Here is an 18,645-nt window from a genome sequence, read left to right as displayed (position 1 = left end):
GGACCTCGCCATGACCGACGCGCCCTCCTTGCTGAACGATGCCGCCGTCTCGCGCGCCGAGGCGTATGCCGCCTCGCGTCCCGCCAACTCCCTGCTGGACCTGCTCTATGACGGGTTCCTGATGATCTTCCTGCTCAAGCGCGGCCAGGCGCCTGGCGACGCGGCCGCCTTCTCGGCGCGCGTACAGCAGTTCCTGGCGGACTTCGAGCGCAACGCCAAGAAGCTCAATGCGTCCAACGAGGACATCTACGCCACCAAGTACGCCTTCTGCGCGGCGGTCGACGAAACCGTGCTGATGTCGGGCTTCCCCATCCGCGACGCCTGGATGCTGCAACCGCTGCAGCTGACCCTGTTCGGCGAGCAACTGGCGGGCGAGAACTTCTTCAACCGGCTGGAAGACCTGCGCGCGCAGGGCGCGGCGCGCCTGGACTCGCTGGAGGTGTATTACATGTGCCTGCTGCTGGGCTTCCAGGGCAAGTACCTGCTGGAAGGCCAGGAGAAACTGGGCTACCTGACCGCGCGCCTGGGCGACGAAATCGGCCTGCTGCGCGGCAAGCGCACCGGCTTCGCGCCGCACTGGCCGCTGCCCGACAAGGTCTCGCATGCGCTCAAGCGCGACGTGCCGCTGTGGACCATCGCGGCGCTCTTCTCCCTGCTGGCCATGCTGGCCTACCTGGGCCTGACCCACACGCTCAAGGGCGACATGCAGACCGCCATGGCGCCCTACGAGCAGATCATCAAGCTGGGCCCCCGCGCCGCACACCTGAACATTTCCCTTCCCTGACGCCACACGGATGTCCATGAACGCCAGCCCCACCGCAGCGTCCGGCTACTCCTCGCTGGATACCGCCACCTTCGCCCAACACGAGCGGCTCGTCACGCTGCGCACGCCGCTGGACGCCGCGCTCACCGTCGCCAGGTACACGCTGCACGAGGGCGTGGACACCCTGTTCTCGCTGCGCATCGACTGCCTGGCCTCGTCCGCGCAGCTCGACGTCGCCAGCCTGCTGGGCAAGGAAATCACGCTGTCGCAACGCCTGGCCGATGGTGGCTGGCGCCGCTGGCATGCCGTGGTGGAATCGGTGGAGGCCCTGGGCAGCGACGGGGGCGTGGCACGCTACCGCATCGTTGCCGGCCCGTGGCTGGGCGCGCTGGCGTGGCGGCGCGACAGCTTCGTCTATCAGGACAAGACCGCCGCCGACGTGCTGGCCGAACTGTTCTCCGACTATCCGCTGTCCGCCCACAGCTTCGCCCACACGGGCGACCTGCCCACCCGCCCCATCCGCACGCAATACCGCGAGACCGACCTGGCGTTCGTGCAGCGCGTGCTGGCGGAAGAAGGCCTGAGCTTCCGTTTCGACCATGACCAGGCCGACGGCGACGGCGACGGGCGCGCGGCGCGGCACACGCTGGTGATCTTCGACGCGGAAACCGAGCTGCCCCAGGCGCCCGGCGCCGCCGTGCGTTTTCATCGCAGCGATGCCACCGAGACCGAGGACGCCATCGGTCGTTTCGGCGTGGCGCGCCGCGTCACCGCCAACAAGGTGACGCGCGCCAGCTGGAACGACCGCGCGTTGGCGGCACCCGCCGCGCAGGCGCAGGCCGACATCGGCGAGCTGCCTGAACTGGAGGACTACGAAGACACCGGCTATCTGCGTTATGCCGACACCGCCGTCGCCGAGCGCGACGCGCAGCGTGGCTTGCGGGCCCACCAGGCGCGCGTGGTGCGCTACGAGGGCGAAGGCACGGCGCGGGCCCTGGCCCCCGGCCATCGCTTCACCCTGTCGCAGCATGCGCGCTATGAGGGCGGCAACGCAGGTGGCAAGGACGGCGAACTGCGTGACGTGGGCGACAACCATTACGTGCTGCTGTCCATCACGCACGAGGCCGCCAACAATCTGGGCAAGCAGATCGCGCAGCAACTGGCGATCGACGGTGTCGAGGCCGGCAGCTATCGCAACAGTTTCTCGGCCCAGCCCGCCGCCGCGGCCATCGCCGCCCCCTGGCGTCCGCGCCCGCAAGCGCCGGAAAGCATGGTGGCGCTGGTGATGGCGGCCAGCGAGGCCCCCATTTCCACCGGACGCGACCTGCGCATCAAGGTGCAGTTCCCGTGGCAGCGCGGCGAGAAACCGGTAGAGGGCGGCCTGGCGCACCGCAGCCACGGCGACGGGCAGGGCAACGCACCCGGCGACGACACGTCGGGCACCTGGCTGCGCGTGGCCACCTGGCAAGCCGGCCCCAACTGGGGCGGCAATCACCTGCCCCGCCACGGCACCGAAGTGCTGGTGGAATTCCTGGACAGCGATATCGACCAGCCCGTGGTCACCGCCCAGCTCTACAACGATGCCGACCTGCCCCCTTGGTCTGCGGGCGTGGACACCGAGACCGATCATCCCGGCACGCTGAGCGGCTGGCACAGCAAGAGCCTGGGCGACGGCGGCTACAACCAGTGGCTGCTGGACGACACGGCAGAACAATTGCGCGTGCGCATGGCCAGTTCCGCCGGCGTGTCGCAACTCAACCTGGGCTTCATGGTGACGCAACGCCCGGAAGACACCCAGCGCGGCGCCTGGCGCGGCACGGGCTTCGAATTGCGCTCGGATGCCTGGACGGTGCTGCGCGCGGGCCAGGGCATGCTGGTCTCGACGACCGCGCGCGCGCTGGGTGAGTCCACCGCGGCCGACATGAAGGAAACCCTCGTCCTGCTGCGTGGTGCGCAGGAAAGCGCCGTCCGCCTGCACGACAGCGCGGCGCAACGCCAGGCACGCGGCCTTGCCGCCAACGCCAGCCACGACACGCTGATCGAATCGCTGGATCCCGAAGCCAAGGGCCGCTATCCCGACTCCGTCTCTGGGCAGCCGGCACGCAAGCCCGGCGACGATGCGCGCGAAGGCGACGCGCCGGTCGAGCGCATCGACGGCGCGCGCATGGTGCTGGACAGCCCCGAGACCATGAATTTCGCCACGCCGGCCACGGCGGTGCTGCACGCAGGCGAGAACCTTCACCTCACCTCGCAGGAAGACTCGCTGATTTCGGGCGCGCGCACCGTCGCCTACGCCAGCGGCCAGTCCGCCACGCTCTACAGCCATAACGTGGGCGTGCAGGTCATCGCGGGCGGTGGCCCGGTGTCCCTGCACGCGCATACCGACAAACTCCTCGGCGACGCCGGCGAGGACATCACCATCACGTCCACGAGCGAGGGCATCGAGATCCTCGCCCAACAGCGCATCACGCTGCAGGCCGACGGCGCGAGCGTCACGCTGGACGGCGCGGACATCCGCTTCACCGGCCCGGGCATCCTGTCCGTGAAGGCCGCCTCGCACAGCTTCATCGGTCCCGCCAGCGACGCGGCAAGCCTGCCCGGCCTGCCGCAAACCGCCATCGATGACCCGATGATCGTATCGGCCAGCATCATGCACAAGGCCGCCAACACACCGATCGCGGCCATCGCCAGTGCGACCGGCCTGGGTGGCACGGGCGCCGGCGCGGGCCTGGCCGGTGGCCTGGGTGACCTGGGCGGCCTGGCTGCCCAGGCCTTGGCCGGCGGCGGCACGCTCGCCGGCATCAACGGCCTGCCTGGCTCCCTGGCAGCCGCCGCGCAAGGCGCAGGCGGCTTGCTGGGTTCTGTCGCTTCCGTCGGCGAGATGGCCAGCGCGGGGGCAAGCGGACTTGCATCGCGCGCACTGGGCGCGCTGCCTGGCGGCATGGGCCAGACGCTGCAGAACGCCTACGGCACTGCCAGCGGCCTGGTGTCGTCGGCGTCCGGTGTCATGCAATCCGCCAACGGGCTGGCCTCGTCGGTGGGTGCGCTTGGTGGCGCGGGCGGGTTGTCCTCCCTCGGCGGCGCCGTCCAGGGGGCAAGCGGCCTGGCTTCTTCGCTGGGCAGTGCGCTGCCTGGCGCATCCGGGATGATGGCTTCGGTGGGCAATGCCATTCCTGGCGCCGCAGGCCTGACCTCGGCCGTCGGCGGCGCCTTGCAGGGCGCCGGCGGCATGGCAGGTGCTGCTGCGGGCGCGATGCAGCAGACCATGGGCGCAGCCGGTCAGGCCATCAGTGGCGTCACCGGCACGCTGGCGCAGGGTGCCGGCAGCGCGGTCCAGGGGATCGGCGGTGCGATGTCAGGCGTTATGCCCGGTGCGGGCGCCGCCACGGCGGGCATCGCCCAGGGCGTCACGCAAGGTGTCGGGCAAGGGCTGTCGGGCGCGCTGGGCGCTGGCGGCATTACTGGCGCGGGTGGCTCGGCCTTTGGTGCTTCGAGCGCTTCGGGCGCAGTGGTCGGGGCGGCAGGCGCAGGCATGACGGCGCCCCTGGGCGGCTCGCATGCAGGTATGCCGGGCAGCGCACTGGCAGGCAACCCTGGCAACGCAGGCGCAAACACGGGCATGGGCACACAGGCAGGCCTGGGTGCAGCAACGGGCAGCTCGAACATGAGCGTTGGTCAGCCGGGCGCGGGCGGTCTCGCACACGCCGGTTCCGCGCCAGCCTCGGCAGGATCGGCAGCAGGCCCATTCTCGAACACGTCCTCCTTGCCCGCTTCGGGCGCGGCAGGCACACCCGCAGGCGGCACGCACGTCGCGGCGGGATGGCAAGGCACCGGCCCCATGGCCCCCGCCAACGCGCCGGGCGTCTCGCAAGGAACGGGCTTGCTCGCTGGCAACATGGCCACAGGCAATGGCGGCCAACTGGGTGCCATGCCGGGGCAGGCAGGTACGCCCGCCGCAGGCTTCGCCAACCAGGAAGGTGTCTCGGGCATCGGGGCGGGGGGCGGTATCGCCAGCCCGCACAGCGGCGCGGCGATATCGTCGCAAGGCCTGCACAGCACGACGCTTGACGCACGAGAGACCGGCATGCCTGGCGTTTCGCCGTCGGCACTGACAGCAAGCGGGGGGGGCCTGGTCACTACCGGCAACGCACACACGGCCGGGTTGGCCGGCGGTGCAGGCAACCTGCCCCAGGCGGGTGCTGCCACTGCCGCCCTGCATGGCGGCAACCTCGGCACCGGCATGCCCCGCGCGGGCCTCGCCGACTCACGTGCCCTCTCGGCCCCCAACATGCACGGCGTACCGCTGGACACCGGCAGCGTTCAAAGCCTGTCCAGCCACAGCACAACCTCCTCGGCCTCGGCCTTGTCTGCACAAGCCTCGCTGACCGCACACTCGCCCCTGCAGGGCACGGCGGCTCCCAGCACTCCCACGGCAATCACATCCGGCCTCTCCGGCACGGCCGGAACATCCGGCCTGGTGGGCGTGTCGGCACTGGCAGCCGGTGCTGGCGCAGGTGCGTCGCTGGCTGGAGGTCTCTCCGGCGCGAGCGGACTCGCCTCGAATCTCTCCAGCCTGGCCAGCACCGCTGCCAGCCTGGGCGCACTACCGGGCGCCACCACCTTGGCGCAGGCGGCAGACGCCGCTGCCGCGCTGGCCGCCCGCTTCACCAGCGTCCCGCAATCCGTGATGACAGGCGCCGTGCCCGGCACGGCGACGTCCATCACCGGTATCAGCGGCGCGCCCATGACCGGCACGCACACCGCCGGCATCGGCGGTGCAGGCATCGGCAGTGTGGGAATGACGGCAACCGGCTCCGCCTCTGCGGGCCTGGGTGGCGTGACTGCCGGCATCGGCCAGGCCGGTACGCAGGCAGGCGCCTTCCCCGGCCAGGTTGCCACCGGCATCGGCGCAACGAACAACGGCATGCCAGGCCTGGGCGGCGGCGCACTCGGCAACACCGCCACGGGATCGATCGATGCAAGCGGCCTGCCCTCGAGCGCCATGGGCGCGGGCACGGTGGCTGACGCGGGCGGCCTGGGTGCGCTGGGTAGCGCGCAGGCAAGTGCCAGCCAGGCAGGCATGGGCGGCGCAGGCCAGGGCTTGGGCGGCATCGGTGGCGCCAATCCGGTTGCCAGCGGCGGCGCGAACCTGCCCGGCATCGGCGCAGGCGCCGGAACCTCCGTTGGCGCAACCGTGCCGGGAACACCCGGCACCGGCTTCGCCAATCCCGGCGGCATCGCAGGCACTCACGGCGCGCCTAACGGCATCCCCGGCGCGAACGCCAGTGGTGCACAGGCAAGCACGGGCCAAGGTCCGCTCCAGTCGGGTGCAAGTCTCCCGGCTTCCGGAAGCACCCAAGCCGGCGCCACGACGGGCAGCACCCATGCCGGTGCGGCCTATTCCGGCAATCCCGCTGCACAGGGCGGCAGCGCCGCAGCCGGTGGTCAGCCGGCGGCAGGCCAGCCCTACGCCAACACAGGCGCCAGCCAGACCGGTACAGGCACCACAGCAGGAACGACCACGCCCGCGGGAAATCCGGCGAACGCACAAGGCGGCGTAACGGGCGGTCAAGCCGGTTCGGCGCCCGGCAACCCGACATCGGCATCGGGTCAACCTTCCCAGCAGGCTGGCGCCGCACCGCAAGGCGCCGCCTCTGCACAAACCGGCGCCTCTGGCGCCACGAACACCACCGGCAATGCAGCGGGTGGCGCAGGCGCCGCCAATCCGGCCGGCACTGCTGCTCCCTCTGCGTCGGCCAACGCCCCTGCCGGCGCCAATCCCGGCGTCTCCTCGGGTGCTACGGCAGCCAACGGCAACGCAGGCATCGCTGCTGGCAGCACCCCGGCAACGGCGATGAGCGGGGCTACCCCCGCGACGGCCGGCACTGTCGCGGGTGTCGCCACGCCGGCTTCGGCTAGCGCCATCTCCGGAACTGCCGCATCCGGCGGAGGCATGAGTGCCGCCGCCATCCTGGGTGGTGGCGGCCTGGCTGCCGTGGCCGGATCGGCCATGAGCAGCCCTGGCCTGGCACAGACCATTTCCACCTCTGTCGGCCAGGCAGCCTCATCCGCGGCACAAGGAATCGGCGGCTTCGCCAACCAGGCATTGGGCAAGGTCGGACTGCCGATGATGTCCGCGCAAGCGCCGGCCGAGACAAGCACAAGCGGCGCTGTGGGCGGCGGTGGCATCACAGGCGGCGGTACGCTGGACCAGGCCATCGGCGGCGCCGTGGCAGGCGCGGTCACCGGCGCGATCTCCGGAGGCAAGCACGACAAGGTGCTGGCCTGGGCCGCCGCAGGCGCGGTGCTGCTCCCGTTGGCTGGCAAGGCGCTGTCCTCCATACTCGGCGGTGACGCTTCCGGCGGCGGCGCCACGCGCCCCGGCGATGGCGACGTCATTCCCAAGCCCCCCTTCCCCGGCGCCGACACCTCCGGCAGCCCCGGCTGGCCCTCGGCCACGGATGGCGCGGCAAGCAGCAACCGCGCACCGTCCACGTCGCCGTCGAGCTACTCCGGCAAGTCAGGCTCGCACCTGCAATACGTGAACCTGAAGGCCCGCGAAGACCGCTGGAACGATGGCCGCGCGCTGGACAGCCTGGACCGCCAGACCAGCAAGCCGCGCATCCACGTGAAGTTCAACAAACCCGGCGCGCACACGTTCACCATCAAGGTGGTGCCGGGCAAGGACAACATCCAATACAGTGCCGCCGAACAGGGCCGTCGTGCCTCCTACAAGGATGTCGGCACCTCGGTGCGGACCTACACGACCAAGGCGGACGGCACCTATATCGTCGACGATATCTCGTTGCCTGCAGCCGGCCTGAACACCTATACCTTTGAAGTTCGTGACGCGCGCAACCAGTTGGTCATGACCGAAACGGTGGAGACCGCACGCCGCTTCTACATCCAGGAACTGGTCCTGCCGGGCCAACGGCCCGGCGACCCCGCCAACGACGTCAGCCCGGCGCTGGCCGAATTCAAGCGGCTGGGCATCGACGTGGTGCAGTTGCCCCGGGCAACCGGCCCCACGACGGGCAACATCAACATCGACTACGAATCCGGCAGGCAGTTGCTGATGGGCAATGCCACGCGTCCGTACCAAGGCTCGGAAGGCCCTGCCCACGAGCCCTATACCATCGCGGTGTGCCACGTGCAGAGCCTGGCTTCCAAGGACGGCTTCACGCAACCCATCGTGGTCGACGCTATCGCCGGGCCGGGACAGGGTGGTGCGGTCATTCCCCTCGTCGATGGCACCGGCACCGGCTATTTCCTGTGGCATGGCATCGATAACGACCCCTGGTTCATCGACGCGGAGTTTTCCTACGTCGATGAGAAGGGCAAGTCACGGACGGTCAAGTTCCCCGTCGAACGCCTGCGGCCCTGGCCCAACGATCCGAAGATGCCCAACGCCTGCGCCACGATTCTGGCACGCATGAACGACTTCACGCCCACGGTGGTGAAGGGCTCGCTGGCTGTCAAGGTCTACGTGATGACCGGCGCCGCGGCGGGCGTGGCGTACTCGGGCGGCAACCTGATCGCGGTGGCCACGTACGATCCCTGGGATCGCACCGACACGGGCTACCAGTTGGAAACGCTGGTGCACGAACTGGGCCACGCCATCGGCATGACCCCCAGCGGCCCCAACTGGGCCAGCGACCCCAATGCCTGGGAAGACTTCGACGAGTCGAAGCTGGACCGCATTCCGAACTTCTACAGCGAAGCGGGCAACCACTGCCATTACGGTCAGCCTAAGATGGCGGAGTCGGATTACGTCCAGCACACGGGTGACTGCGTGATGTATGGCGGCGACACGACCAGCATCAAGTTCTGCCCCGACTGCTCCAAGGGCGTGCGCAAGGTCGACCTCTCCAAGGGATGGCTCCGCTTCAAGCTATGACCCCATCGCGCCTGCTCGCCCCTCTCCTGATCGTCCTCCTGGCCGGCTGCGCCGCGCCAGCCGCGGCGCCGGCCAGCCCAACGACCTCCACGACACACAGCCCCATGCGCACAGACTGGATCACCCCCGCCAGCTTCGCCGACGCCCCCGTCGGCACCAACGACGAACACGCCTGCCTGCCGCCGCGCCATGGCTACGATGCGCAGGTGAATATTGCGGCCCCGACACGCGTGACGCCCCGTTCCGACGGAACGCTGGTCGTGCCGGTATGCATGCGTGGCCTGGTGCCGGTGTCGATGGGCATGGACCCACCCACGGTTCATGCGCGCGACGTCGCCACGGGCAAGGAATACTCGGGCGTCGCCTATGTGCACCCGGCGCCGGGCGAACGCTATGGCGCCCACGCGGACATCATTCCCAGCTCCCGCCCCAAGCCCCAGCCCATCCCTGAAGGCACGCGCGTCGGCCAACAGTTCACCACCGACCTGGTGCGCAACGCGGGCATTCCGCGCGAGCCCGCGGTCTACGAGGTGCACATCCTGGCAGGTGGCATGAAGTCGGAAGTCGTGAAGGTGGAGGTCGCGGCGCCCACGCCCTGACGCGGCACGCCGGCGGCTTGGGCCACACCGGCAAGCCTCCATGGCGGGGCTTGCCGTACAAAGAGGGATCAACGCAGGCGCGTGCCTTCCAGAAGAGCCTCCCACAGCCCCATGAACTTGGCTTGCGGCGACCGGCCCGATTCGTCGGCATCGGGAAAATCCGCCCACTTGGCAGGCGCTTCTTGAGACGTGTACGCCACCTCGAGCGTCATCGTCACATGGGGCCGGGCAGCCCCCCCTCCAACCTCGCCCGGGAAGTACCATTGCGCGCTAACGGTGGTCTGATAGCCGCGGCCCTCTTTCGCGGTGATCGCGGATATATGTTCCGTGCCGGGCAAATCTGCGACCTCGCGCTTGCTGTCACGCAGAGGCTTGCCTTGGAAATCGTCGCCGTGGCCGAACAGGAAGTCTGGCTTGCGAGGCTTGAGCCCGGCCTGCTGCTCAGGGGAAAGCAAAGTGACTGTCTCGACATTCAACAGCATCGGCGGCGCGGCCGGGATATCGATGGCGAAGCGCACCGCCTCGCCCGGATCTCCCGCCCTGGGATCCGCGAAGAAGCTGCCCGCGGCGCAAAGCCCCTTCTGGGTGGGCATGGCATCGAATTCGCGTACCTGCAAGGCGCTCATGGCCGAGGCGATGTGCCTGGCCGAATTGCGGCGGGGCGTGAAATGGAACATGTGCCCGTCACGCCAGAGGTAGCCTTCCGTCTGGCCCATCTCCTCACCTTCGAAGCCCGGCCCCCCGAAATCCAGGCGGATATGCTCCGAACTGAAAATGACCGCGTCTTCCGTCAGATCCGTACGGGTGGAAGGCGAGGCATAGGGGCGGTTGTTCGAGTCGTGCGTTTTGCCCTGCAAGGTTCGCCAGCGTTCTTCCAGCAGTCGCTGGAACGCCTCACGGGACATTTTGCCGCGATAGGCGAACGGGGATTCCACGACCGATGTCGCCACCGCCACGCTACTCCCTTGGGGCAAGGGGACGACAAATCGTCCCAGGCAATGATTCTGCATGCTTCGCATAGTTTGCTCGATTTGGAATGAGTGGGATTCCTGGTCTGAAAACACTCCCTTGCTGCCGCCCCACAGCCAAGCAACCCCCGCGGCAGCAAGAATCCCGACGCCAAAGATAAGTCTTCTGGACCGCATCATTGCAACGACTGGGCCTTGGCGGCAATTTTTAGGACGGAGTACAACGTCACTTGCTGCACCTGTGGGTCCTTGTAGCTGCCTTGGTGATCAAAGCCTTGCATTTGTGCGAAGAAGGACGCGTGCTGGCGAGGCGCCACCCCTGAATGTGCGGGTACGGTGGCGTCGCCGGGTCCATCGGGTGGCCCTAGCCAAGCCCGATACGAACTCCCGGTGGAACGACGAATCACTCCCTGCCCGTTACGGTTGACCATCACGTCGCCAGCGGTCGATGAGTCAAAAATTTCACAATGCCCCTTCATCCCGTCCAGCATAAGCCGGGCGTTGCGGACACCCTCGGCTTGCGGCGTTCTGTTCAACACGCCGGTGCTGACCTCTCGAAGAGGCTGCAAGCTCCACGTCACCCTGCGCCACGCTTTCTGATGAACGTCGGAGCCGCAGTGGGCATAGGTCATGGGATGATAGTAGGCACCCAGCTCTTCGTGGAACGCCCTCGCCGTCGTCAGTTGCTCAAGATAGTCGCCCCATGCAGCCGTTACGCCTTGCTGAGTGGGATCCGAAGGGTTGATCGCCCTCGGGTTCATCAGCCGCCACCACACATCGTGACGTCCGTATATCTCCACATACGGATCCTGCGCGGGCACGCTGAAAAGCGTCCTCTTGGCCCTCCCCTCTCCGCTCTCCACGACGATCCAATCGGGCCCGTACTGCCGATTGGGCAGCAACTCCAAGGGCCCTGGTGCGTTGGCAAAGATGGCGGAGACTTCCGTTCCATTCGCACCAAGAATCCAGGAAGACACCAGCGCTTCGCTTGAGGCCCCGAACTGGGTTATCCGGAAACCCGGCGCTTCCCAACCGGTACGCACGCGCGCGTAGGCCGCAGGCGCTCCGACAGCGGGCTGGACGCCATGCACGATGCCCTGCACGTCGTCCGGGTAGCTTTGGGCATAGCTGCGCGCGATGAATCCCCCCATGGAATGGGTGACGAATATCACCTTGTCGCACTGCAGTCCCAGGCGGACACGACAATCCTGCCGTATCGCATCCACCCTGCGCTTCACATACTCCGCGCCCTCTTTATTGCTGGCGAGCCAGTTGTAGCCCACCGCATAGACCGGAAACCGCCACTCTGCGGCCTGCTCGATCTCCTCATCCGTCAACCTCTCGTAACCATGCAAAGTCCCCCATTCGGCAGGCGCCGCGGGCCGGACCGATTCCGTGCTGTCGGAGATTTTTCCTCGCTGCATGATGCGCCTGAGGTTACTTTCCAGATAGCTCATGATCGGCGCATAGGAGCTCACCATGGTGGACCCCCAGCCTCGGCGGGCAGCCTCCTGGGCGCTCAAACCGAAGACGATATCCTCGTCCTCCAGCAAATCCATGTCGGCGTCTTCAGGCTCCAGCGGGCGGACGGCTTTTGGATTCAAGAGTTGACGGCGGTCGGCCGCTCCCAGCCGCCAGAAGCCCGTGAGCATCCAGGTGTAGCTGTAATCGGGGCGCCATGCCCAATGACCCTGCCCCAGAAACATGCGGCGATTCTCCCGCACCGTCGTGATCAGGGGGCTGCCCATGATCCCGGGCAGGAAAATGATAGGAATCGCCTGCGTTGGCAACGCATAGACCTCATCCGTCCCGCCGGGCGTGGCGAATGGAATCTCTGCGTGCTCTACGCCGTCCTTATCCGGTCTCGTCTCATGGACGAGACCTTGCATGATGTGCTTTCTCATTGCTGCCCGAGATTCAGTCGTTATTCGGCAGGATCTTGATCAGGTACCGGCCCAGCAGTTCGCTACGCTGCACGCCAGTACGCCCCTCGGCATCGGTCACGCCCTGTATCCGTGCCCCGTCCTCGCGCACGATCTCGAAGGGACGATTGGCCATGGCCTTGCCCGACGGGCCGCGCACGATCACGTCCTTGTCGAAGCTGGCGTCGGGCCAGGTGTTCATCTGTTCGGACAAGCGGGTGGCGCCTTCGAAACGCTTGTCGCTCATCTTCACGTCGATGCGGCCGGGCGCCGTCACCGTGATGTTGCCGCCCTCGATCAGGATGCTTGCGCCGGCGGCAGTGGCAATCCGAATACGCGTCGGCGACGCTGCCTTCACCTTGCCCGCGCGGGCGGTCAGAAGGATGTCCTGCTGAGCCTGCGCCGTCAGCACATCGGCCTGTGCCTGCACCGATACGTCGGCAGTGGCGCAGATCACATCCAGGCCTGCATCCTGCGCACCTTTCTGCACACCAGCCACGACGCCCGCAGCCTGCCCCGCATGAATGCGCAGGCTGCCCGCCACCGCATGGTTCACGTCCTTGCCCGCCGAGGCGTGCACGGCATCACCCGCCACGTATTGCATGTGCTGGCCGGCGACCTGCGCCAGCCCGGCCCGGGCCGCCATCACCACGACAGCATCGTTCGTGTGCGGCACCTTGCCTTCGACAGCCTGGGTATGGCGCGACGCGGCATCGCCACGGGCAGGCGACAAGCCCTCTCCTGCCACGGTGCCTGAAACGGCACGATGAAACGCGGCCAGCGGCGGATACTCCGGGTCGCGGCGGCTCGCGCCCGCCTGCTCGGTGCCCAGCGCCGAGGCCAGCCTCACGCTCTGGTGCGCGCCCGCCATGTCGTCCAGCGACTTGGCCATCAGGTGCGCCTGCGAGGCCAGCGTCTGCGCGCCGGCCGCCTCGCCCGAGGGCGCGCCGGCCTGCGCAGCATAGGTCGTCAGCAACACCCCGGCGCCGCCACGCAGCGCGCCGTGGGCATCGGTGCGCAGTTCCGCGCCCACGCCCCGCAGGCTGCCGCGGTAATTGCCGGCCTGGTGGATCAGGTGGCCCAGCGTCAGACTGGTGGCCGCCTGCGTCGTGCTGACATGCACGCGCAACTGGTCGTCGCTGTCGTCCAGCACCACCTGGCTGTAGCCCGCGCCGCCGAATTCCTTGCTCTTGAAGCCGCTCAGCGCGGCGGCATTGCGATGCGCCTCGTCCGACGCCCCGGCGCCGTGCCAGGCCGGGGCGTGGCCGCCCACCAGGTTGGCCTGCGCGCTGGGCGCGAGGTCGCGTGCGGCCGCATACAACTCGGCGCCGCCGCCTTCTTCGCCCGCCGCGCCCGCGGGGGTCGGCGCCACGCCGCCTTCGCCACGGCCGTTGTACAGCGCGCCCACCACGATGGGCTGGTTCACGTCATGATCGAGAAAGCGCACCAGCACTTCCTGGCCGATGCGCGGCACGAAGGTCATGCCCATGCCGCCGCCGGCCTGGCGCTGCGCCACGCGCGCCCAGCGGCTGTGCGCCTGGTTGCCGCCCGTGCCCTGCCAGGGAAAACGGATGCGCACGTCGCCGCGCCGGTTGCGCAGCACTTCGTCCTTGCCGCCGGCCTGGTCGCTGCCCTCGGCGTCCACGACAACGGCCGTCTGCACGCCATGCACGGTGGGTGCGGCATGCGGCCAGGCGCCGCGCGCTTGCGACACGCGCGGGCGCCACGCACGGTCGCAGCGCAAGGCCCGGAATCCATTGGCGTAACCCGTGGCACGCGCCTGCGTGAGCAGCGCCTCGGCGGGCGTCTCGGCCGGCACCTCGCGCCACAAGGCGTCGTCGTCCTGGGCATTTACGGCATCGCCGCGCACCGGCGCCGCAGGGGCGGCGTCGAAGCTCAAGGCGGTGTCCAGCGGGCCCAGCCGCGCATCCAGCGATGCACGCGCCGCTTCGGGCAGGTTGTTGATGCCCACGTGCTCCACCGCATCGAGCGCGAAGACGGGCTCGAAATCCTTTTCGCCGGCGGGCCCAAGCGGCGCCATGTCCTTGAGCGTGAAACGCGTGCCCGACCGGAAGCTGCGCACGGTGCCACGGCCCAGGAACTGCTCGTCCTCGGCATGGAAGCCTTCCCACAACAGCCCGGCCTGGCGGCGCGCCTCGTCCTCGCTGGCCAGCGAGCCGTGGCCCGTGAAGTCGTACCACTCCAGGCCTTCCGCCTCGCCGCTGTCGGACTGCACCTCACCCGAGGCATCGCCCGACACGGCGCGCTTGCCGCCGCCCTGCCAGCCCAGCAGCGTGACGCGCTCGGTCACGCGGCGGCGCTGGCGCGCGAATGCCTGCACGCCATCGCGCGCCTCAGCCGCATTGGCGCGGTGGAAAGGCACGCCCACCGAGGACGAGGAGGCATCCTCGGGCAGTTGCCGGCTGTCGGCGAAGACCAGGATGGCGTGGCGCGAAGGCGCCTGCGTGTCTTCCACCACGGTCCAGCCCAGGCCGGCGCCGGCCATCACACGGGTAAGGAAGGCGTAGTCGGTCTCGCGGTATTGCGTGACGTAGGGCGCGACAGGCAGTTCGGCCACGGCGGCCGAGGCATCGCCCGACAGCTTCCAGCTGTAGCCTTCATAGGCATCGAGAATGCTCGTCAGGATGTCGAGCACCGGACGGCCTTCGAAGATGCGGCTGGCGCGCGTCTGGTCGGCCAGCCACAGCCACGGCACCACGGTCAGGCGATAGCGCGCCAGGCCGCCATCTCCCGCCACGCGCTCCGCCGCGCGCACCAGTCCGCTGCGGCTCGAGCGCTCGCCATCGGCACTCGTGGTCCACAGCGTGACCGGACGCGAGACCATGTCGTCGAGATCCAGGCTCGCATCATCGGACAGGGCCAGCACCCGCAGTTCGGGCAGACTCGACAGCGCCTCGCGCGCGGTCCAGGCTTCCACCTGCAGACCGCCAAGCGCGCCTTCACCTTCCAGGGCATAAAGCCGCGCGCCCGCGGAAAAGAGTGAGGAAAGGCTGGAGGATTCCATCGACATGCGTTCCACGTTTCAGGGGCTGGCCAGGGTCAGTGGCTGAGGTTCAGGAAAGGGGTTCGATCAGGCGTTCGATGACGTCAGGGACTCACTTCAGGCTGGGCAAGCGGGCACTCGGGGGCCTGCCCCCAATGGCCCGCGCAGACCTGCATGCGGCATTGCTGTCCGGCGAAGAAGCCCTGGTCGCGGCATTGCGCCAGACGCTCCTGCAGGGACGAGCCCGGCAGCTCGCGGATGAAGACGCCATCGGTCTTGTACACACGCGTGCCGGGCGGGGAGGCAGGCGGCAGGCCATAGGCCATCAATGCCGAGAGGATGTCCGCGTCGCTGTCCTGCGTGTCGCCGCGCCTGGCAGGGGCCGCGCGGCGCGGCTGCGCGGCCTTGCCGTTCGCATTGGCATTGGCCGCCGCCGCACGCGTGGGCCCCCGCGAGGCCTCCGGCTTCGCGCCGCTGTTCCTGGCGTTGGAAGGCTGCGGGCCCTTGGCCGGGGTGGCCTTGCCCGGCGGCGTCGCCGTCACGGCGGCCAACGGGCCTGCGCCCAGCGCAGCCAGCGGATTGGCGCCCTCGCCCAGGCCTTGCGGCCGGTCGTCGACCAGCGTGGCGGTCTGCGGCAGCGAGGGCTGCGCCACGCCGCCCAGCGACAGCTGGTCCAGCGGAGAACGCAACGGCGCGTTGTCGTCTTCGGCCGGCGCCTCTTCCTGTTCGATCACGGCCGGCGCATTGGCCACGACCTCGCCTTGCGGCGCGGGCGCGCTGGCCACGGCATCGCGGTCGTCCGCTTGCTGCCAATACGGCATCAGCCAGAATGCCGCGCCCAACAGCAGCAACAGCACCGCCAGCAGCCACAAGGCGCGCGCGCCTTTGCGCCGGGCTGGCGGCGCAACGTGCTGGGCTTCGGGATCGGGTTGCCGTCCTTCCAGGGCTGCGAGGATGCGCGCACGCCCCCCGGTCTCGTCCGGTCCGGAGTGGGCGGCCCCGAGCAAGGACGGGGAAGGCGTGGAGGAAGGCGTCGTGTGTGCGTTGTCTGCCATGCGAAGTTCAGCGCTGCCAGGGCATACCGCCCCACATTTGAGGCAACGGAGAGTACCCCACACGCCGAGGGAATTCATTGCGTCTTGTTACGATTCTCTCAGACGAAAACGCGCTTGCGGGGGTTGGAGCGCTTGCCTCGCTCGTCAATCCAACAAAAGATTACGCCTTCCCCAGAGAGAACTCCTTGCTGCACCTCATTCCGCTTTATTTCCTGTTGGCTGTCGCCGTGTCGGCGCTGCTCTTCTTCCCCGCGCTACGGCAGTGGACGAAGCAGCGCCTGCACGCCTGCAAGCAAGGCTTGGCGCGCGGTCTCTCGCGCTCGGCCAGCCACGCGGAAGGCGCGGCCGGGGGCACCGCGGCGGTACTGAGAAGCGCATTTTCGGGCTGCGTCGGGGCCGTCCAGCGGCATCCCATACCAATCCTGACAGTTGTCGCAATCCTGGCTTTGCCGACAACTTTCGCTTTCCTACTGAGACACAATCACACATTTGATTACGATGATCAGTGGAGTCCGCCCGATCGCCGCGTGGAGGCCCTGCTCACGGGTGAGCGGCTCGTGCCCCCGCCCGCGCTGCCCCCGGAAGTCTTCACCACGCGCGAAGTGGAACTGGTGCGTCCGAACCTGGCACGCGCCAGCCGCGAGTGGAACCTGCTGGACCCCGACTTCCGCCAGCGCCTGCTGGCGGTCTTCCAGATCATGCGTGAGGAACACGGCTATGAAATGGCGCTCATCGAAGGCTATCGCAGCCCCGAACGCCAGGCGGAACTGCAGAGCCAGGGCTCGCACGTGACCAATGCCGGCGCTTTCCAGAGCTATCACCAATATGGCCTGGCTGCCGACTCCGCCTTCCTGCGCGAGGGCAAGCTGGTCATCACCGAGAAGGATCCCTGGGCCATGCGCGGCTACGAGCTTTACGGCGAGGCCGCCGAGCGCGTGGGCCTGACCTGGGGCGGACGCTGGAAGATGATGGACTTCGGCCACGTAGAATTGCGCCGCCCCGGCGTAATGAAACGATAAGCGGAAACCTTGCCCCCTCATGCTGACACCCATGCAGACTTCGACCGACCTCCCATGAGACGCTTCCTGAAATACGGTGCCCTGGCGGCCCTCGTCTTCGCCCTGGTATGGCTGGCCGTCATCATCTGGTGGCAAGAGACGCGCACCCTGCCCTCGGGCCCGGACATCGCGCTCTATCTGTTTGCATTGCCCGCCGCGCTGCTGCTGGCGTTCTTCCTGGGCGTGAAGGCCGTGCGTGCCGCGCGCGCGCCCAAGCCTGCCCCCGAGGCCGCGCCCGACGCCGCGCCCCAGGCCCCCCGGCATGCGCGCCTGGCCGTCCTGGCCGCCGCGGCCAGCGCGGGGCCCGGCACCTCGGCGCAGGCCATCCTGGATGCCTGCGCCGCGCAGGCACGTGCCGCGCTCGATCCCGAACTGCTGAGCCGCGCCGGCTATCCGGTCTTCGCGGCCCGCCACGCGGCGCTGGACACCGCCACGCTGCGCCTGCACGCCGCCATCGGCGCGGCCTCGGCCGCCGACATCCCCGATGCCGCCTTGCGCGCCTGCGCGCTGGCCGAGCCCGTCGCGCAGGCCCTGGTGGAACAGGCCGACGCACACGTCGTCGCCACGCAAGGCCGCCTGCCCGCCGGCCAACGGCCCACACTGCACATGGATGTGGCACTGCCGGCTGGATGGACAGCCGCGGCCCAGCGGCTGGCACTGGAAACCCTCGCCCGCGCCGCCGCCGTCTGGCCGCCCGAACAGCTCCACCTTGCACTGATCCCGCCCGCGCAAGCGCACCCGGACGCCGACAGCGACACCACGCAACCGCTGCTGCGCGCGCTGGGCGCCCATGACCTCCCCGGGCTGCGCATCGTGCTGGCGCTGGATTCCGCCATCGACGCCGGCGTCATCGGCGCCTGGGAAGACCGCGGCGCGCTGATGGGTCCCGAGACCCCCGCGGGCCGCGTGCCCGGCGAATCGGCTGCCGGCCTGCTGCTGGTGACCGGCGCCGCCCCCGCGGCCGGCGCCTCGACGCTCGTCTTCTCGCCGCGGGTCCAGCGAGGCCGCCCCGCCGATGCGCGCGGCGCGGCCTCGGACACCACGCTGGGCGAACTGGCCGACGCCTTCCTGCCCGAAGAGAAGATCGACACCGCGCAGGTCGCCGCCGTCGTCAGCGACGCCGATCATCGGGGCTCGCGCACGCTCGAATCCGTGGGCCTGACTGCCCGCCTCTTCCCGCAGCTCGATCCGGCCAAGGATTGCCTGGTGCTGGGCACGGCCTGCGGCGCGACCGGCGCGGCCACCACCCTGCTGACGCTGGCCCTGGCGCTGGAAGCCAGCCGCGCCGCACAGGCGCCCGCCCTTGCCCTTTTGACCCAGGACCCGCTGGCGCGCGCGCTGGCCGTGGTGCTGCCTCCCTCTTCTTCCGCCGCCTGACC

9 protein-coding genes are annotated in these 18,645 nt (G+C 69.0%); 5 read left to right on the top strand and 4 right to left on the bottom strand.

The features are described from left to right. Window positions 1-10: 10 nt before the first annotated feature. From icmH to ODI_RS03935, 3 genes are all read left to right on the top strand, one after another. Window positions 11-784, top strand: coding sequence for a type IVB secretion system protein IcmH/DotU (icmH, locus tag ODI_RS03945; RefSeq protein ID WP_067752309.1), 774 nt, complete (start codon window positions 11-13; stop codon window positions 782-784). Between the two features lie 16 nt (window positions 785-800). After that, window positions 801-8,660 carry a type VI secretion system Vgr family protein gene (gene tssI / locus ODI_RS03940; protein WP_162292287.1) on the top strand — a complete coding sequence of 2,620 codons (7,860 nt, stop codon included), beginning with the start codon at window positions 801-803 and terminating at the stop codon, window positions 8,658-8,660. Between the two features lie 104 nt (window positions 8,661-8,764). Next, on the top strand, window positions 8,765-9,259 hold the full coding sequence (locus tag ODI_RS03935) for a hypothetical protein (protein WP_231968193.1): 495 nt from the start codon (window positions 8,765-8,767) through the stop codon (window positions 9,257-9,259). Window positions 9,260-9,327: 68 nt separating this feature from the next. On the opposite strand, the gene ODI_RS03930 is transcribed toward ODI_RS03935, so the two are convergent. From ODI_RS03930 to ODI_RS03915, 4 genes are all read right to left on the bottom strand, one after another. After that, the gene (locus tag ODI_RS03930) at window positions 9,328-10,269 is read right to left on the bottom strand and encodes a T6SS immunity protein Tli4 family protein (RefSeq protein ID WP_162292286.1); all 942 of its coding nucleotides are present in this window, start codon (window positions 10,267-10,269) and stop codon (window positions 9,328-9,330) included. A gap of 134 nt (window positions 10,270-10,403) precedes the next feature. Continuing rightward, the gene (locus ODI_RS03925; RefSeq protein WP_067752322.1) at window positions 10,404-12,116 is read right to left on the bottom strand and encodes an esterase/lipase family protein; all 1,713 of its coding nucleotides are present in this window, start codon (window positions 12,114-12,116) and stop codon (window positions 10,404-10,406) included. Between the two features lie 28 nt (window positions 12,117-12,144). Continuing rightward, a complete protein-coding gene (locus ODI_RS03920) occupies window positions 12,145-15,174 on the bottom strand; it encodes a type VI secretion system Vgr family protein (RefSeq protein WP_067752325.1) in 3,030 nt (1,009 codons plus the stop codon). Between the two features lie 83 nt (window positions 15,175-15,257). Next, entirely contained in the window at window positions 15,258-16,208 is a 951-nt protein-coding gene (locus ODI_RS03915; RefSeq protein WP_157929712.1) for a hypothetical protein, read from the bottom strand. Window positions 16,209-16,393: 185 nt separating this feature from the next. Between ODI_RS03915 and ODI_RS03910 the strand changes: the two genes are divergently transcribed. After that, a complete protein-coding gene (locus ODI_RS03910) occupies window positions 16,394-17,227 on the top strand; it encodes a M15 family metallopeptidase (RefSeq protein WP_067752331.1) in 834 nt (277 codons plus the stop codon). Between the two features lie 54 nt (window positions 17,228-17,281). Next, window positions 17,282-18,643, top strand: coding sequence for a hypothetical protein (locus ODI_RS03905; RefSeq protein ID WP_067752334.1), 1,362 nt, complete (start codon window positions 17,282-17,284; stop codon window positions 18,641-18,643). The last annotated feature ends 2 nt before the right edge of the window (window positions 18,644-18,645 follow it).

It is taken from the genome of Orrella dioscoreae, from assembly GCF_900089455.2.
Taxonomy (GTDB): domain Bacteria; phylum Pseudomonadota; class Gammaproteobacteria; order Burkholderiales; family Burkholderiaceae_B; genus Orrella; species Orrella dioscoreae.
The sequence above is the reverse complement of the archived record's forward strand: the minus strand, read 5'-3'. Positions and strand labels throughout refer to the sequence as shown.